Raw genomic sequence first — 18,761 nt, 5'->3', positions numbered from 1 at the left:
ATCATGACAGCTAAAAAAAGGTTAATGTTGTTAATTGTTTTAGATTCAATCATCGTATCACTTTCTGTCTTTTTCTGTTATTCAATTATCTTTCCATTCTTCAAAGGTGACCAGCTCAATGATTTATTAGTATATTCAGTAATCCTTCTTCTAAGTCATCATTTGTTTGCATACATATTCAATCTGTATCACCGTGCATGGGAATATGCGAGTATCAATGAACTGATGGCAATCGTAAAAGGTGTTACGGCAAGTATCTTATTAACCTCAATTCTTGCATTTATCATTAATGGTCGTGTATTCATACGCCTAATATTTATCACATGGATGATGCACCTCATATTAATAGGAGGTTCAAGAATCAGCTGGCGAGTACTAAGAAAGTACATTTTGGAAACAGATATAGAATTAATTCCAACCATGGTTGTAGGTGCAGGTCGAGGTGGAAACTTATTAATTCATCAGATGTTATCAACACCGGCCATGGGAATGAAACCTGTAGTTGCTGTCGATGATGATGTGAACAAGAAGAATATTGAATTAACAGATGGCATCAAAGTGAGAGGTACAACCTCAGATATACATAGTTTAGTAACTAAATACGATATCAAACGTATCGTAATTGCTATTCCAAGTCTAGATAAGCAAAAGTTAAATGACATATATAAAGCTGCAACAGATACGGGGTCAGAAGTTTTAATTATGCCGAATATCGACGATGTGATGGCAGGTAAACTTGAAGTTTCCCAACTTAAGAAAGTTGAAGTAGAAGATTTATTAGGTCGCGATCCCATTGAACTTGATGATCAGGGGATTTTAGAACAGATTGAGAATAAGACAATATTAGTAACAGGCGCTGGTGGTTCTATTGGTTCAGAGCTATGTCGTCAAGTTGTTAAGTTTAAGCCTAGACGTCTTGTATTGTTAGGGCACGGGGAAAATTCAATATATTTAATTAATGAAGAGTTAAATAAAAAGCTACTTGGTAGTGTCGAAATTATCCCGATAATTGCAGATGTTCAGGACCGTGATCGTATGTTTGAACAGATGCTGAAATATCAGCCAGATATTGTTTATCATGCAGCTGCTCATAAACATGTACCTTTAATGGAATATAATCCTACTGAAGCAGTAAAGAATAATATTATTGGAACAAAAAATACTGCTGAAGCTGCATTAAATGCAGAAGTGAGTAGATTTGTGCTTGTATCCACAGATAAAGCTGTAAATCCTCCGAATGTGATGGGGGCAACGAAACGCGTTGCTGAGATGGTTATTCAAGCATTGGATAAAGAGAATACTACAACAAGGTTTGTTGCTGTGCGTTTCGGTAATGTATTAGGATCTAGAGGATCAGTAATACCTAAATTTAAGCAGCAAATTGAAGCAGGTGGTCCTGTAACTGTTACACATCCTGATATGACACGTTACTTCATGACCATACCAGAAGCCTCTAGGTTAGTCATCCAAGCAGGGGCACTTGCAAAAGGTGGCGAAATATTTGTACTTGATATGGGTGAACCTGTAAAAATTGTAGATCTAGCTAAAAATATGATTCGTCTTTGTGGCTTTAAAGAGGATGAGATTCCGATAGAATTTACTGGAATCAGACCTGGAGAGAAGATGTATGAAGAATTACTAGACGAAAAAGAAATTCATCCAGATCAAATATATCCGAAGATTTATATAGGGAAAGCAAATACGATAGAGCTTTCTGAGATTGAAGAAAAAATTCCAGAATTGTTAAGTAGTACGAATTTAAAAAATGATTTGCTGAAATTTATTAAGTAACTAATTATTAAAGGAAGTGCAGAGAATGTTTGAAGGTAAAACGTTGTTAATTACAGGTGGAACAGGTTCATTCGGTAATGCTGTATTAGATAAGTTCTTACATAGTGACTTTAAAGAAATTAGAATCTTCTCACGTGATGAGAAGAAACAAGACGATATGCGTAAGAAATATAATAATCCAAAGATTAAATTTTATATTGGTAATATTCGTGATGAAGGGAGTATTAATGACGCAATGCGTGGCGTAGATTTTGTGTTTCATGCTGCGGCATTGAAACAGGTTCCTTCATGTGAGTTCTTCCCTATGGAAGCGATGAGAACAAATGTAATTGGAACTGAGAACGTACTTAATGCAGCGATTCGTAATAATGTCAGTAAGGTCATTTGCTTATCTACTGATAAAGCGGCATATCCAGTAAATGCGATGGGGATCTCCAAAGCGTTAATGGAAAAAGTATTTGTTGCTAAATCTAGAACTGTTACTGAAGATGAAACATTGATTTGTGGTACACGTTACGGAAATGTAATGGCATCTCGCGGATCAGTTATTCCTTTATTCATTGAACAGATTAAAGCAGGCGAGCCTCTTACAGTTACTGATGGCTCGATGACACGTTTCCTAATGAGTTTAGAAGAAGCTGTTGAACTGGTTGAGCATGCATTTAAACATGCCAAGACAGGGGATATCATGGTTCAGAAATCAGATGCTTCAACGGTAGCTGACTTAGCTGAAGCCTTAAAGCAGTTATTTGAGGTGGATAACGAAGTTAAGATTATCGGTACGCGTCACGGTGAGAAGAAATATGAGACGTTGTTAACAAAAGAAGAGTGGGCTAAGTCTGAGGATATGGGTAACTATTATAGAATACCAGCGGATTCAAGAGATTTAAATTACGCTAATTATGTTGAAGAAGGTTCGGATGAAATAACAGAAGCTAAAGAATATAATTCCGATAATACACATATCCTTTCTGTAGAAGAGATTAAAGAGAGATTGTTGACTCTAGAATACGTCCGTAATGAGTTGGCTAACTTTAAAAGTCGTAAATAATTAAAGGAGCAATGATATGAATATTGTAATTACAGGAGCTAATGGTTTTGTAGGTAGAAATCTTTATCAGGAACTTGTAAAAGAAGATAAGTACAATGTAATAAAAATTACTAGAGAAACAACTGATGAATTTTTAAAATTATCATTAAGAGAAGCAGATTTTATCTTCCATCTTGCAGGTGAAAATAGACCAGAAACGGAAGAAGGATTTATTGAAGGAAATGTTAACTTTTCTGAGAAAATTATAAATTATGCTAAAGAAAATCCTAAAAAACCCGCAATTGTTTATTCTTCTTCGATACAAGCAGAGAAAGATAATCCGTATGGCCAAAGCAAGAATAAAGCTGAACAGTTATTTGAAGCTTTGAGAACCGAGAATGGAAATGAAGTTTATATCTATAGATTGAACAATCTATTCGGGAAATGGTCTAAGCCAAACTATAACACTGTAGTTGCAACGTTCTGTCATAAGATTGCTAGAAGCGAGGAAGTTCAGGTCAATGATCCAGAAGTAGAACTTACTTTAAATTATATTGATGATGTACTAGAGGAGTTTAAACGTGCACTTCAAGGTAATCCAACAATAGTGGATGGATTTGGCATTGTTTCTAATGAACATAAGGTAAAGTTAGGATTTATCGCTGAAACGATAAAACAGTTCAAACAAGATAGAGAAGACAGAACATTACCTAAACTTGATGACGCATTTATTAAAGCATTATATAGTACATATTTATCATTTCTTCCTGAAGATGAGTTTAGTTATCCGTTAACTACACATAGTGATCATCGTGGCTCGTTTACAGAGTTTCTAAAAACACCTGATAGAGGGCAAGTGTCAGTAAATATCTCGAAGCCTGGCATTACAAAGGGACAGCATTGGCACCATACTAAAAATGAAAAATTCTTAGTAGTTTCGGGCAAAGGCGTAATCAGATTTAGAAAGCCTGATTCTGATAATGTTATCGAATACTTTGTATCAGGAGATACGCTTGAAGTAGTAGATATTCCTGTAGGTTATACACACAATATTGAGAACCTTGGCGATACTGATATGGTCACAATCATGTGGGTAAATGAAATGTTTGATCCAGAAATACCTGATACATATTACTTGGAGGTATAAAAATGAAAAAGTTAAAAGTTATGACTGTAGTGGGGACAAGACCCGAAATTATCAGACTTTCTGCAGTGATTAATCGTCTAGAAAATTCTGATGCAATTGAACATGTATTAGTTCATACAGGACAAAACTATGATTACGAATTGAACGAAGTGTTCTTCAATGATTTTAAATTACGTAAGCCTGATTACTTCTTAAATTCTGCGAAAGGTACTGCAGTTGAGACAATCGGGAACATCTTAATTGGAATTGATCCTGTGCTTGATGAAGTACAACCGGATGCTTTCTTAGTATTAGGAGATACTAATAGCTGTCTATGTGCGATTGCTGCGAAACGTAAGAAAGTGCCTGTATTCCATATGGAAGCTGGTAATCGTTGTTTTGATCAACGTGTTCCTGAAGAAACAAACCGTAAAATCGTAGATCATATTTCAGATATTAATTTAACTTATAGTTCTATTGCCCGTGAATATTTATTGCGAGAAGGTGTACCATCAGATCGCGTTATTAAGACGGGAAGCCCAATGAAAGAAGTTATTAACTCTCGATTAGAAGATATAGAAAAGTCAGATGTACTTGAAAGATTAAACCTTAAATCGGAAGAGTATTTTGTAGTATCTGCACATAGAGAAGAAAATATTAGTTCAGATAGAAACTTTAAGAATTTAGTTGAATCATTAAATCTTATTGCTGAAACTTATAATATGCCAATTATTGTGAGTACACATCCAAGAACTCAAAAACGTATCGATGAATTAGGAATTGAATTTAATAAAAATGTACAAACTTTGAAGCCACTTGGATTTAATGATTATATTAAATTACAAAAAGAAGCGAAGGTTGTATTAAGTGATAGTGGTACAATCAGCGAAGAAACTGCAATTCTTGGATTAAGATCTTTGAATATTCGTGAAGCTCACGAAAGACCAGAGGCTATGGAAGAGGCTTCAACAATGATGGTTGGATTAGAACCTGAACGCGTAATGCAAGGTATTGCAGTTGTTGAGCAATCTGGAAATAAGAGCAGAATTGTAGCAGACTATAACATTGATAATGTATCAGAAAAAGTTGAGAAAATTATTATTTCATATACTGATTACATTAATAGAAATGTGTGGAAGAAATGAGTAGATTAAATAAATTTGCTAATTCGTTTAAAGATAGAAAAAACCTAGCCAAAAAAAATATAAAAATTTCACCACTAGCTTATGTAGATAGCAAGACAGTCTTAAATGAAAATGTTTATATAGATAGGTTTTGTATATTACATAATACTCGAATATCAAGTTATTCATATTTAGGATATGGATGTAAATTTAATAATGTGACTATTGGACGATATTGTTCATTTGCAAGCGATATAAAAATAGGTTTAGGTAAGCATCCAATAAATTTATTATCATCTTCACCCATTTTTTATTCTGAGAATAATCCATTTAAGATAAAGTTAGATAATACCTTTAACTATGATGATGCTAGTAAGGTGACGACAATTGGTAATGATGTGTGGATAGGTGCAAATGTTATAATAATGGATGGCATTACCATCGGAGATGGAGCAATAGTAGGTGCTGGAAGTATCGTTACAAAAAATATTCCAGCATATGAAATTCATGTGGGATCACCGGCAAAGAAACTAAAAGACAGGTTTCCAGAAGAAAAGAAAAAACAAATTCAAAATTCTAAATGGTGGAATTTATCACCAGAAGAAGTAACTAAGTTAGATATATATAAATCTTTTTAGTAGGTGTAAATTAATGAGAATTGCTGTTATAGTTTCAAGTAATATTGTAAAAGATCCAAGAGTTATGAAACAATCAGAAATAGTATCAAAACTAACAGATGATTATATCATTATTGGTAAAAAAGATGAAAATGCCACAAAAGAAAGATTATCGAAAATAAATTTTAATTATAAACTTATTAATACAAAAGCATCTAATAATATAATTGGAAAAGCAATTACAAGACTAAGTTTTGGTTTAAAATTAATTAATCATTTGAAAAAGTTTAATCCAGATGTTATTCATGCTAATGACTTTGATATGTTATTTTTTGCATATTTTGTTAAAAAGAAAAATCAAAATCTGATTTATGATGCCCATGAAATATATGCAAAAAATGGAATGATCTCAAAAATTCCTCTATTATCAAAAATAATAGTTATGTTAGAAAAGCATATGATGAAAAAAGTAAATCATTTTGTAACTGTAAGTAATGCTGCAAAAGAATATTATCAAACTAAAGGATATAATCTTGAACCTGTTGTAATAACAAATGCTCCTATAAAAAGAGAGTTTCAAAAATTAGAAAAGAATAAAAAGTTTGAAGCTATATATCAAGGTATTGTGAGTGAAGGAAGAGGTTACGAAGAATTTGCAGAAAGTGCTCGTTATACAGACGCTCAAGTGACAATTAGAGGATATGGCCCTACGATGGGAAAAATATTGGATATTAAAAATAAATACAGCTTAGAAAATTTAAAAATAGAAGATCCAGTTGAAATGGATGAAATGATTAAAGCTGCATCACGAAGTCATGTTGGGATTGTTATGACTAAGCCTATATCAGAAAATTACGAGTATACAGTTTCTAATAAATTGTTTGAATACTTACATGCAGGAATTCCAGTAATTTTATCTCCAGTCAAGGAACATATATATTTAAATGATAAATATAAAATAGGTATAGTAGTTGAACAAATAACACCTGAAAAAATTGCTAATGCTATTAATTTATTAACTTCTGATAAAAATTTATATGAAAAAATTAGTAGAAATGCAATATCAACTTCGAATTTATTAAAATGGCAGAATGAAGGAAAAAAATTAAAAAGTCTTTATTCTTCTTTTTAATGTTGGTATAAATATGAAAAATAAAAAAGATTATTTTTTAAGTATTTTGTCATCGGCATTGCCAATTGTTTTTCTGCAATTAATTTTAATACCCATTTATTCGCATAATAATACTCAAATTCAATTAGGTAATTTTGTCATTATTCTTGCTATTGTAAACATATCATCAGTTATCTTAGGAAACTCACTTAATAATATAAGGTTAACAAACAAAGATACATCAATTTCTGAATCTCAATTTAATACCTTTCTATTAATTTTATTATGCATACAATTATTACTTAATTTTTTATTTGCATATTTCAAAGAATTTGATATGTATAATGTATTAATCATTTCATGTTGGTCTGGAGTTTTATTACTTAAAAGTTACTATTTAGTATTTTTCAGGTTAAAATTAGATTTTTATCATTATCTAATTAGTTCAATCATCTATTCTATATTTATAATATTGAGTTCATTCATAGTATATAAATTTAATTTTAATATTTATATAATTTTATTATTAGCAGATTTGCTATCATTATTATATATTCTTTATAAAAATAAAGATTATTATGGCATAAAAAATATATCATTATTACCAATTTATAAGATTAAAGATTTTATATCTTTAACTATTTCAAATCTTCTTTCTAATATATTAAATTATTCAGATCGATTGTTTATTGACATAATTCTAGGCAGCTTATTTACACCATATTTTTTTATAGCTACAACTTTAGGAAAATTATCTAATCTAATTATAGCTCCTATAAATAATGTCATACTTTCTTATTCTGTAAGAAAAGAAGATAAAAGTGAAAAAAATAATGAAATTAAATCTGTATTAAATATTATAGTTATCGTGACTATATTAAATATTTGTATGTATTTTATAAGTATAATATTTATTGATATCTTTTATAATCAATATTTGGATAAGGTAAAAGATTATATATTTATGGGTAACTACTCGCTTATGTTACTTTCTGGATCAACTATACCACAAGTCAAATTGGTTGCTAATAATAGATTTAGAGAAAATTTAATTGTAAATCTATTTATAGTATTACTTTTAATAATCTTAGGTATTCCGTTAACATACTTAGAAGGAATAAATGGATTTATATGGTCACTTTTTATTGTAAGTATATTTAAGTTTGCAATAATCCTGTTTTATCTTAATAAAAAAATTCATTATTAATGAAAATAAATTGTTAAAGAAGATGAAAAAATGAAACATATTTTATTTATTTCAATTTTTACACTAAATATTTTTATATTATGTTCAGCTTTTGTACTTCAAAATTTTAATCAAGATATATTATTTATTTATTATCCATTTTGTATTGTTTTTGCGATATTAAATTACATTTGTTTTATAATATTGACGTTAAAATATTTTAAGCTGAAAAGAACTTTTATATATCTATTATTATTTTCATTATTATTGATAATTAGTTTTGTAATTTCTGACTTCAATAATACTGATATAGTAAAAATAAATTTCTATCTTTTTTTTGTTTGGTCTGTTCCTGCAGCTATTGCTGGAATCTATTTTTCAGATATTGATAGAAAAGAATTTGAAAAATTGATAAAAAAGTTATATTTTTTTAATAGTTTACTCATAACTCTAACGATATTAATTCCTTATTTACTATCAAAACTTGAGAAACCAATAAATCTTGGATTAATGAATTATCAAAACATAACATACATTACCGCATTTACCATAGGGTTAGGTTTGTATTTCATTATTTCTGATTCTTATAAAAGAAATGTAATCTATATTATTATGAATCTAATATTACTACCTGTTATTTTTATTGGAGCAGGTAGAGGTGGGACATTAGTTTTAATTGTTTATGTTCTTATCACTTTATTAAATATTTTTAAAAATAGAAATATTAAATTCATTTACAAGCTCTTTACTGGTATATTTACTTTAGTAATGTGTTTTTTATTTTATCAACTTTCTGCTATTCTTGATAAGGACAACAGAATTTTTGCATACATTACGTCAGATGGTATAAATTTAGATGAAGGTGCATCAGGAAGAAATATTGTTTATGAAATGGATATTGATGCAATATCAAATAGTCCGTTACTAGGTTATGGTTTTTTCAATTATTATCAGTTAACTTATAGTGTTCCTCATAATTTGTTTTTAGAAATATTACTAATTGGTGGATTTTTACTTGGATTTATTTTTATTTTATTTATGATATATTTTGTATTTAAGATATATGTAAATTATAGTGATGAATATCCCGACAAATTAGTATTATATATATGCGTTTATCCGCTATTGTTACTTATGTTTAGTACTAATTTTTTAATTGTATCTGAATTCTGGTTTTTTATTTTTTACTTTATAAGTAGATTAAAAAATGGAAGACTCTATAATAAAAGTGTATAGGAGAATAAAATGAAATTAACAACTATTGGCTTAGGCTATATTGGATTACCAACTTCTATTATGTTTGCAAAACATGGTGTTAACGTTACAGGCGTAGACATAAATGAAGATGCAGTAAAATCTTTAAACAATGGAGTTTTACATTTAGAAGAACCATTTCTAGATGAAGCACTAAAAGAAGTTATCGAAGCTGGTAATTTTAAAGCATCTTTAAAGCCTGAAAAGGCCGATTGCTTTATAATTGCTGTTCCAACACCAAATAACGATGATCAGTACAAGTCTTGTGATATTGGCTATGTTATGTCAGCTTGTGAGAGCATCCTTCCTTATGTTGAAAAAGGAAATGTAGTAATTGTAGAATCAACGATTGCCCCAAGAACAATGGATGATCATGTTAAACCTTTCTTTGAAGAAAAGGGATTTACAATTGGTGAAGACTTATTCTTAGTACATTGTCCTGAACGTGTATTACCAGGACAAATTATGCATGAATTGATTCATAACAATAGAATCATTGGTGGTATTACCCCAGCTTGTACAAAAAAAGCTAAAGAAGTATATGGCGTTTTTGTACAAGGAGAAATGATCGAAACAAATGCTAAGACTGCTGAGATGTCTAAATTAATGGAAAATACGTATCGCGATACAAACATTGCTTTAGCAAATGAATTAGCAAAGATTTGTTTTAATTTAGATATTAACGCTTTAGAAGTGATAGAGATGGCGAACAAGCATCCTCGCGTGAACTTACATTTCCCTGGACCAGGGGTAGGTGGGCATTGTTTAGCTGTTGATCCATACTTTATCATTGCGAAGTCTCCAGAAAATAGTCCATTAATCCAAAATTCAAGAAGTATTAATAATAGTATGCCTGAATTTGTAGTTGATAAAGTTAGAACTGTTGTTGAAAAAACAGATGCAAAGAAAATATCTGTGTTCGGTTTAACTTACAAAGGGAATGTAGACGATATTCGTGAATCACCAGCGATGGATATTTATCATATGCTTCAAAAAGAGTTTAATATTGATATCGTAGCGCATGACCCACATGTGAAAAAGTCTTTTGTGGAAGAAGATATAGAAAAAGCTGTTGAAAGTAGTTCTTTAATATTGGTTTTATCTGATCATAATGAATTTAAAGATTTAGACAATGTAGCTGAACTAATGAATCATAATATTATTATCGATACTAAAAATATTGTTTCAACACATAGTAACTATCAATACTTTAACATGGGGAATTTATATCAATTAAAAGAAATATTATAATAAGGACTTGATCATTTGAATATTATTGTATTTTCACAGTATTACGAACCAGAACCATTTCTTATTCATGATAAAATGAAGCGTTTAGTAGAACTAGGACATGAGGTTACAGTTGTTACTGGTCTACCGAATTATCCTAAAGGTGAATTAATATCTGGATATAAAGCTGGAAACAGTGAAGTAGACGGAGTGAAAATCGTTAGATTACCTATAAGACCGAGAAAGAAAGGTACAAAAAACCTTTTTCTTAATTATCTTTCATATGCTATGAAAGCTTCAAACTATGCTAGAAAATTAGAAGATAGTTATGATGAGATATTTGTATATCAATTATCGCCTGTATTCATGGCAATTCCTGCAATAGTATTAAAAAAACGAATAAATAGACCTATAATTTTATATTGTCTTGATTTATGGCCGGAAAGCCTAGTATCAGGAGGAATTAAGAAAAATTCGATTATATATAACATTATCAAATTAATTAGTAAGAAGATTTATAAAGCAATTGATAGAATTGAGATTTCAAGTAAGTCTTTTGAAAAGTATTTTAAACAAACGCTTAAAATTCAAGGTGATTTCGTATACAATCCTCAATACGCAGTAGATGAGAACTCAGATTATGCTGATACTGATATAAATTTTCCAAAGAATAAAATTAATATTTCATTTACAGGTAATATTGGGGAAATGCAAGGTTTAGAAGTTGCTATCAAAGCAATGAAAAATGTAGATGAGAAAGTAGTTCTTCATATTGTTGGTGATGGATCGAAAAAAGAATCTCTAGAAAAACTTGCAAATGAACTAAATGTTATTGGTAAGATTAAATTCCATGGTAGAAAGCCCGTAGAACAGATGAAATCTGTCATGGAAAATAGTGATGCGCTACTCGTTACGATGAAAAATGATGAAGTCATATCTTATACACTTCCTGCGAAAGTTCAATCATATTTAAAAAGTGGAAAATTTATTATAGGGTCAATAAATGGTGAGGCTGCTGATGTTATTAAAGAATCAAAAGCTGGTATTGTTTCACCGGCTGAAGATGAAATAAAATTAGCTGAAAATATTAACCAATTTGTTAATAAATATGACGAACTTAAGAAGTCTGGTATTAAAGGTATAGAGTATTATAACGATAATTTTGGTAAGGATAAGTTCATCCAAATATTGTTAAATGATTTTAAAGATATCACATCTAAATAAGGAGTTATTATGAACTATATTTTTATAAGTACAACTTCGAAACACAATACAGAATTCTTAGAATTACCTAAAAAATATATTTTTAATACTTATTGTAGAAATGTATTGATAACTCATAAAGATGTATTAATTACTTTCCTTTTAGAAAATAATGATGAGGATATCTTATTCGTCATTGACTGTGAAACGAAACAAGGTATTTCATTATTTGATATTGCAAAAGCAATAAAAGAAATTAAATGTATTCCTTATAAACCGAATGATATCACGCTTGAAGCCGCAGATCTCTCCGTGTTGAATTATTTTGATAATACATTGACAAATATAAATGTAGGAATATATGGTACCGGAAATATCGCTACTAAACTAGCTATTCGATTTGCGGAAAGAAATGCAAATATCTATTTATTGGGCAGAGATAAGGAAAAGGTTGTTAACATAAAGAACATTGTTGATCAAATGACTTTTAATCAAAATAAAGTACATATATATAATCAACAAGTTAAATTGAATTGTTTTGTATCATTTGTTTCTGCAAATGAAGCAATTGACTCAACTTATTTAAGTTATCTTGATAATGATGCACTTTGCCTAGATGGTGGGATAGGAAACTTTTCTAAAGATTTTATTGCTAAAGGCAATGAACAAGGTTTAGATATTAGAAGAGTTGATGTAAGAATGGGCGATGTAATATTAGAAAGTCATATTAAGTCTCTTACTAATAATCCATTTCTTAATTGCATCGGAAGGAAAGAAGTTGAAGGGATTATTCTTGTTGGTGGCGGCATCATTGGCAAAGAGAATGATGTTATCGTTGATAATATTTCAAATCCAAAAACAGTAATTGGTTTGGCTGATGGTTTTGGCGGAGTGAAAAGAAGAGATAGTTTATCCGACACGGAAATAGAAAGGATACATAAAATTAATGAATATATTTGGGAAAGTCATTAAGCGTGCATTGGACATCACTGCAAGTGCTGCTGCTTTAGGAGTTATAGCTCCTGTTATTGTATATGCTGCTTATAAAATAAAAAAAGAAGATAATGGACCAGTATTTTTTAAACAAAAAAGAAGTGGTTTAAATGATGAACCTTTTGATATCTATAAATTGCGTTCTATGAAAGTGAATAATAATTCTGTGAAAAAAGAAAATCCGTACAAAGCTTGGAATGGTCATGTTCCTGATGATTTCGTATTTAAAACAACCTCAGATTCGAATCCTAACATAACGAATTTCGGAAAAATCATAAGAAAATATTCGCTGGATGAACTTCCACAGTTTTATAATGTGTTAAAAGGTGAGATGAGTATTGTCGGGCCACGTCCTGAAATAATAGAAATTACTGAACAGTATGATGATAATCAAAGACAACGGTTGAATGTCAAACCAGGTATCACTGGTTGGGCTCAGGTAAATGGACGAAGTGATATGAACCATGGAGACAAGATTAAATATGATCTATACTATTTAGAAAATCAAAGTTTAATGTTAGATTTGAAGATTATATGGCTTACTTTCTGGCAAGTAATTGCTGGTAAAGGTTCTGCATAATATATAACTTAAGTTATGTCACCCCTCGATATATATATCAGGGGTGATTTTTTTGCGTTATATATTCAAGATTGTAATAATTTTGTTGCTGCTCTTTTTGTTCTTCTAATACTTCATTCTCATAGAAAATAGGGTCTTTTTTACACTCTAGAGTTTGATTAGAGTGTGATTAAAGAATATTGTGGTAAGCTATGTTGTGTACTTTTGTTATATATTTTCATTTAAATCATAATAATAAAGTATGACACTATATTTATAAAAGGAAGTGAAGGTATGAAAGGTTTAGCTAACTTCTTTGGTGGGTTTCTGATCGTCTATCCTGTACTGATGTCCTTAGTATGGATTATCGGTGCAGTGCTCTATTTCTTACTCATAGAGCGAAGACTGAAGCAAACGCTACCAGAGAGGGATGAGTATGAAGGGATTTCCTTTCTTATTCCTTGTTACAACGAGGCGGATACATTAGAGGAGACGTTGGTCAACGTGCTAAAGCTCTCTTATCCGAAGAAAGAGATTATCTTGATAAATGATGGGAGTAGCGATAATACAGCAGAGAAAATTAACGCGCTCAAAGATCATTACGACTTCAGATTCATCGATTTACAACAGAACAGAGGTAAGGCGAATGCGCTGAATACAGCAGTGAAACATGCGCAGTATGATTTCGTCATGGGTATCGATGCAGATACGATTATTGACGATGCCGCGCCTTACTTCATGATAGACAACTTTAGACATGCGCCAAATCTCGGTGCTGTGACTGGCAATCCGCGCATCAGAAACAAGTCGTCTATCCTAGGTAAGATCCAGACAGTTGAATATGCAAGTATCATCGGGAGTATCAAGCGTGCACAGACGTTGAATGGCTATGTCAATACGATTTCAGGTGTGTTCACGCTGTTCAGAAAGTCAGCCCTTGAAGCGGTAGGGTACTGGGATGATGATATGATCACAGAAGATATTGCAGTGTCCTGGAAATTCCATTTGAACCATTTTGAGATCCGCTATGAACCTCGTGCGTTGTGCTGGATGCTCGTTCCTGAGACGTTCACCGGCATATGGAAACAGCGTTTGAGATGGGCTCAAGGGGGACACGAGGTTGTCTTGAGAGAGTTTAAATCGATGCTGAAGCAACCGAACCTGCCGTTATGGTTATTATACCTGGAACAGCTTATTTCTATCATCTGGGTCTACTCAGTATTATTCTTGCTGGCTTTTACTATCATCAACATCGACGTTCTGGATTATTACTTCTATGCTTACAATGTGAATTTGCTGATCATTGGTTCTATCATTCTGACGACGGTGAACATCATTCAGTTTACGGTGTCACTTGTGATAGATAGCAGATATGAGCGCAAGAACTTCTTCTATCTGTTCTTCTTATGCTGGTATCCGACCTTCTACTGGTTGATTAATGCGTGTGTTGCAGTGTTTGCCTTTCCTAAAGCACTGCGCCGTAAGAAAGGGGAGTTTGCGACATGGTCAAGTCCGGACAGAGGAAACATCCAACAGTAAAGTCTACATTGAACTTCTTCAATGAGTGTGTGCTCTATATACTCTCAGGCACGTTATGGTTATATTGTCTGATATCGGTGTTCATCCTGTTTGCTTTGTTCTCATTGCAGGATTTTGAAGTGGCTCTGTTCTTCAGAAATATCTTTAACCTGGAGAAGCGTGCGCTGGACCATACGATGATGGGTCTTCTGGCAGCGGTTGGTGTCGTCACCGTCTATCTGCTGAGTACGTTCAGTCTGACGAAATGGAGGAAGCGCCGTTATGAAACGATGGATTAGTCTGTTGCTAATTGCTTTGCTATTGCTGAATGGACAGCCGGTAGAGGCAAAGAGTAATGATGTGTCTAAGCAGTGTCTTGCGCTCAACTATCATCGACTGATTAAAGATAATCTGTTTACGAATACCATCAGGCTGCTCACTTCGAATAAAGAACTGAACTTCTATTCGATTAAGGATAGTGAGTTTGAGGCACAGATGGACTGGCTGGTTGCACATGACGCGACTTTTGTTACAGAAGAGACGTTGATTCAGGGCAAGAAGCATGGTAAGTTTCCTGAGCGCTGTGTATGGGTGAACTTCGACGATATGGATCAGTCAGCGCTAAAACTGGCACATTCAATCCTCAAGGAACGTGGCATTCCGGCGACGGGTTTCGTGATTACGGGTCATGTAGGGGATGACTCGTTCCATAACCTTAAGTTGATCGATCTGAAGGCGCTTAAGGAGATGGAAGCATCCGGCATATGGCAGTTCAATTCACATACACATGATCTGCATAACTTGAAGCGTTCGACCTCAGACCTAGTGAAGCACTCTAGCGAGGCCGGTGCGGATATCGACAGGAGCGTCAAGTATCTCGATCAGCACTTTAACAAGAAGGCCACTTCTCTTGCCTATCCATACGGGCAGTATGACGATGAAGTGATCGATACGCTGGAGCACTCGGCAATCCGTCATGCCTATGTGCTGAAGGAGACGCCGATTCACGTCGATGATTATAATTACACGCTGCCACGTATCCTGGTGAGCAGAGATTCATTTGAGAAAGTCGTAAAAAACTGGAAAGGTTTTAATTGATATGAAAAAATATAGACTGGAACTGAACTATGTAAGGGTGATTCTGTGCGTGTTAATCGTTATCACACATGTACTGACTGAGTACACGAATGCCCATAGTAACAATGCAGCACAGCTTGAGACACTGTACTGGATCAGGATGCTGCTCATCTTCGGAACGCCGGGGTTTCTGATGCTCACGCAGCTCATCTTCACCTTGAACCTGCAAGGCATACCAAACAACTACTTAAGACGCCGTCTGCAATATGTCTTCATCCCGTATATCGTGATGGGGGCCTTCTACAGCTATAGTGAGGCTATATATCTGCGTAAACCGTTTATCACGCAGTTTGTCGAGAACGTACTAAAAGGACAGTGGTACGGCTACTTTATTTTAATCATCCTGAAGTTCTTCATCCTTAATGTATTGATCACGAAACTGTGGCCGAAGCTGCTTTCATCGCGTACTGCAGTCGTTATCGCCATCCTCATCAATATCGTCTATCTGTATGTCTATCATCATAATGCTATGGTGGGCGACTGGATCGATAATTCGTATTTCTTTGAAGGAAATACGGTGCTGTTCGGCTGGATCGGCTATTATTTCGTAGGTTCATATCTTGGCAGTCATTATGAGCGATTGAAAGCTTACTTTGAAGATTACGGATTATTCTTTATCGGTATCACTGTGCTTGCGTTTATCCTGTTCGTGATGACAGGAGACCATAGCTTTACTGATGTGACGAGCAATAACGAGTATATCATGCTGTATTGTATGAGTGCATTCTACTGCATCATCCATTTCAGTATCAAGGTTCAGGGGATGCTGCTGGAAGCTGTGACGCTCATCAGTACGTATTCGTTCTTTATCTACCTGTTCCATCCGGTCATACTGCAGTATGTGTATGCATACACAGAACGCTTTGAAGGGAGCACGCTGCTGTTCATGCTGTTCTCTGTACTGCTGACGTTCGGCGCATGCATCGGTGTCGGTAGTCTGCTGAGAACCTTTAACATCTTCAAGTATGTAATGGGGACACAACCTTATAGATAACAAAAGGACTCAAACATTTTGAGTCCTTTTGTTATGCAGTATATCATTAAGTGTATAGCCATCCAGTACCGAAAGATAGGCGCCTAGCGCTTCACCGAGTACACCTTGCAGACCACATATCCCTGCAATCGGACATGTGTTCGTCTCACGATCAAAACATTCGACTAAGTTGAAATGCTCCTCAGTCTTTCTGATTAAAGCACCGATATTAATCTCTTCTGGTGTCATCTTGATGCGAATTCCGCCGCCGCGTCCGCGCGTCGTTTCAATATAACCGAGCGTCGCGAGGTTATTTACTACCTTCGTCAGGTGATTCTTAGAAATCCCGTAAAACTTCGCAATTTCATCTATCTGAACCCGGTGCTCCTGACGTGCGATATACATCAGGACACGTAATGAGTAATCTGAGTAAAGTGTTAATTTCATGGTCATCTCTCCTTATCATCCATATTATAGCATTAGACTGTGAATTTTTTGTTCATATATTATATAAATGATTGTAATTTGTGTGGATGAAGTGTATATTAAAGATGTATTTATAATGTATCTTTAAATAGGGGGAGTTAATGTGTTAACAGAAGAAACTAAGCATATCGTCAAAGCGACGATTCCGGTACTGGAGGAGCATGGTACGGAGATCACTTCAGCATTCTATCAGCATATGTTTGAAGCGCATCCTGAGTTACTCAATGTCTTCAATAAGACGAACCAGAAGTTAGGGCGTCAGCAGACGGCATTAGCGCAGACGATTATCGCTGCGGCTAAGCATATTGATCATCTGGAGGCGATTGTTCCGAATGTCAACCAAATCGCACATAAACATAGAGCGTTAGAGATTAAACCGGAACATTATCCGATTGTGGGTGAGAATTTAATCTGGGCGATTCAGCATGTATTAGGTGATGCGGCGACGCCTGAGATTGTGGAAGCCTGGACAAAGACATATGGAGTGATTGCTAATGTATTTATTCAGATGGAGGCAGCACTGTATGATGAAGCGGACTGGCAAGGATTTGTACCGTTCAAGGTTGTAGCGGTTAAGGAGGAGTCTCCTGAAATTAAGTCATTCACGGTGCAGAGTGATGCGATTCAATTGAAACCTGTTAAATCGGGTCAGTATATCACAGTGAAGGTGCATCCTGAAGATGAAACAAATGATGCATTACGTCATTATTCAATCTGTTCTGTTGATACATCTCGTGGACTTAAGTTTGCGGTTAAGCGTGACGTTGCTGGTGAAGAGAGAGGGATGGTTTCTAACTATTTACATGATCATGTTCAAGCAGGAGATGAGCTTCTATTATCTGCACCGGCGGGCGAGTTCTTAGTTGAGACTGATAATGAGGACCTCGTATTTATAAGTGGGGGCGTAGGTATGACGCCGCTCATGAGTATGTTAGAGGATGAGGTGGATAAACGCAGTATTAAATTTATCCATTCAGCATATAACCGTGATGCTGTTCCATTTAAAGATGAGATTACGAAGTTCCATAATAATCGTAACGTAGCGTTCTTCTTTAACTATTCGGAAAGTGAAGGTCGCTTAACGAAAGAGAAGTTATCTAAAATTATGAACGGTAACGAAGAAATCTATATGTGTGGTTCTGTAGGATTTATGGAAGGCATGCTTGAGATCTTCAGTGATATGGGCATTGATCGAAGCCGCGTCCACTTCGAGCCGTTTGGTCCGAAGATGAGTATTACAGTATAATAGGTATGGTAAGAATAATTGAAGCACAGCGCTAACTGTGCTTTATTTTTTTATGTATTTTGTGTTGGATTGTTACTATCATTGCTACCCCCATTGATGAGACGCGTATAAAAATGTACCAAAATAATAGCATCCTGAATATTGGCCGGATAAAGTTCAATAAAGTCGGGATTTTAC

18 protein-coding genes are annotated in these 18,761 nt (G+C 33.7%); 17 read left to right on the top strand and 1 reads right to left on the bottom strand.

Annotated features, from left to right (window positions below):
* The first annotated feature begins 3 nt into the window (after positions 1-3).
* From BHX94_RS08275 to BHX94_RS08200, 16 genes are all read left to right on the top strand, one after another.
* Positions 4-1,791: a polysaccharide biosynthesis protein gene (locus tag BHX94_RS08275; RefSeq protein ID WP_111745789.1), complete on the top strand. Its 1,788-nt coding sequence runs from the start codon at positions 4-6 to the stop codon at positions 1,789-1,791.
* Between the two features lie 25 nt (positions 1,792-1,816).
* Positions 1,817-2,842, top strand: coding sequence for a polysaccharide biosynthesis protein (locus tag BHX94_RS08270; RefSeq protein WP_111745787.1), 1,026 nt, complete (start codon positions 1,817-1,819; stop codon positions 2,840-2,842).
* Positions 2,843-2,858: 16 nt separating this feature from the next.
* Complete coding sequence (locus BHX94_RS08265; protein WP_111745785.1) at positions 2,859-3,968, top strand: polysaccharide biosynthesis C-terminal domain-containing protein; 1,110 nt, start codon at positions 2,859-2,861, stop codon at positions 3,966-3,968.
* A gap of 2 nt (positions 3,969-3,970) precedes the next feature.
* Positions 3,971-5,092 carry a non-hydrolyzing UDP-N-acetylglucosamine 2-epimerase gene (gene wecB / locus BHX94_RS08260; RefSeq protein ID WP_111745783.1) on the top strand — a complete coding sequence of 374 codons (1,122 nt, stop codon included), beginning with the start codon at positions 3,971-3,973 and terminating at the stop codon, positions 5,090-5,092.
* Positions 5,089-5,709 carry a CatB-related O-acetyltransferase gene (locus BHX94_RS08255; protein WP_111745781.1) on the top strand — a complete coding sequence of 207 codons (621 nt, stop codon included), beginning with the start codon at positions 5,089-5,091 and terminating at the stop codon, positions 5,707-5,709. The genes wecB and BHX94_RS08255 overlap by 4 nt, the downstream gene beginning before the upstream one ends.
* A 13-nt stretch (positions 5,710-5,722) precedes the next feature.
* Positions 5,723-6,820, top strand: coding sequence for a glycosyltransferase (locus BHX94_RS08250; RefSeq protein ID WP_111745779.1), 1,098 nt, complete (start codon positions 5,723-5,725; stop codon positions 6,818-6,820).
* Between the two features lie 13 nt (positions 6,821-6,833).
* Complete coding sequence (locus BHX94_RS08245; RefSeq protein ID WP_111745777.1) at positions 6,834-8,006, top strand: hypothetical protein; 1,173 nt, start codon at positions 6,834-6,836, stop codon at positions 8,004-8,006.
* Between the two features lie 30 nt (positions 8,007-8,036).
* Positions 8,037-9,221, top strand: coding sequence for an O-antigen ligase family protein (locus tag BHX94_RS08240; RefSeq protein WP_111745775.1), 1,185 nt, complete (start codon positions 8,037-8,039; stop codon positions 9,219-9,221).
* 9 nt (positions 9,222-9,230) lie between these two features.
* Entirely contained in the window at positions 9,231-10,490 is a 1,260-nt protein-coding gene (locus BHX94_RS08235) for a nucleotide sugar dehydrogenase (protein ID WP_111745773.1), read from the top strand.
* A gap of 15 nt (positions 10,491-10,505) precedes the next feature.
* Positions 10,506-11,693, top strand: a complete 1,188-nt coding sequence (locus BHX94_RS08230; protein WP_111745771.1) for a glycosyltransferase family 4 protein — start codon at positions 10,506-10,508, stop codon at positions 11,691-11,693.
* Positions 11,694-11,702: 9 nt separating this feature from the next.
* Positions 11,703-12,644, top strand: coding sequence for a hypothetical protein (locus BHX94_RS08225; RefSeq protein ID WP_111745769.1), 942 nt, complete (start codon positions 11,703-11,705; stop codon positions 12,642-12,644).
* Positions 12,619-13,245 (top strand): sugar transferase, encoded by a 627-nt coding sequence (locus BHX94_RS08220; protein ID WP_111745767.1) that lies wholly within the window; start codon positions 12,619-12,621, stop codon positions 13,243-13,245. Before BHX94_RS08225 ends, BHX94_RS08220 begins: the two co-directional genes overlap by 26 nt.
* Before the next feature lie 273 nt (positions 13,246-13,518).
* Positions 13,519-14,763, top strand: a complete 1,245-nt coding sequence (gene pgaC, locus BHX94_RS08215; RefSeq protein ID WP_111745765.1) for a poly-beta-1,6-N-acetyl-D-glucosamine synthase — start codon at positions 13,519-13,521, stop codon at positions 14,761-14,763.
* Positions 14,727-15,041, top strand: a complete 315-nt coding sequence (gene icaD, locus BHX94_RS08210) for an intracellular adhesion protein IcaD (protein WP_111745763.1) — start codon at positions 14,727-14,729, stop codon at positions 15,039-15,041. Before pgaC ends, icaD begins: the two co-directional genes overlap by 37 nt.
* Positions 15,025-15,840, top strand: a complete 816-nt coding sequence (gene icaB / locus BHX94_RS08205; RefSeq protein WP_111745761.1) for an intercellular adhesin biosynthesis polysaccharide N-deacetylase — start codon at positions 15,025-15,027, stop codon at positions 15,838-15,840. Before icaD ends, icaB begins: the two co-directional genes overlap by 17 nt.
* 1 nt (position 15,841) lies before the next feature.
* Positions 15,842-16,873, top strand: coding sequence for an acyltransferase family protein (locus tag BHX94_RS08200; protein WP_111745759.1), 1,032 nt, complete (start codon positions 15,842-15,844; stop codon positions 16,871-16,873).
* 9 nt (positions 16,874-16,882) lie between these two features.
* Here the strand turns inward: BHX94_RS08200 and BHX94_RS08195 are convergent, their stop codons facing one another.
* The gene (locus BHX94_RS08195; protein WP_111745757.1) at positions 16,883-17,299 is read right to left on the bottom strand and encodes an RrF2 family transcriptional regulator; all 417 of its coding nucleotides are present in this window, start codon (positions 17,297-17,299) and stop codon (positions 16,883-16,885) included.
* 142 nt (positions 17,300-17,441) lie between these two features.
* On the opposite strand from BHX94_RS08195, the gene BHX94_RS08190 reads away from it, so the two are divergent.
* Positions 17,442-18,584, top strand: coding sequence for a globin domain-containing protein (locus BHX94_RS08190; RefSeq protein ID WP_111745755.1), 1,143 nt, complete (start codon positions 17,442-17,444; stop codon positions 18,582-18,584).
* Positions 18,585-18,761 lie beyond the last annotated feature (177 nt).

This window comes from Macrococcoides bohemicum (genome assembly GCF_003259675.1).
GTDB lineage: Bacteria > Bacillota > Bacilli > Staphylococcales > Staphylococcaceae > Macrococcoides > Macrococcoides bohemicum.
The sequence above is the reverse complement of the archived record's forward strand: the minus strand, read 5'-3'. Positions and strand labels throughout refer to the sequence as shown.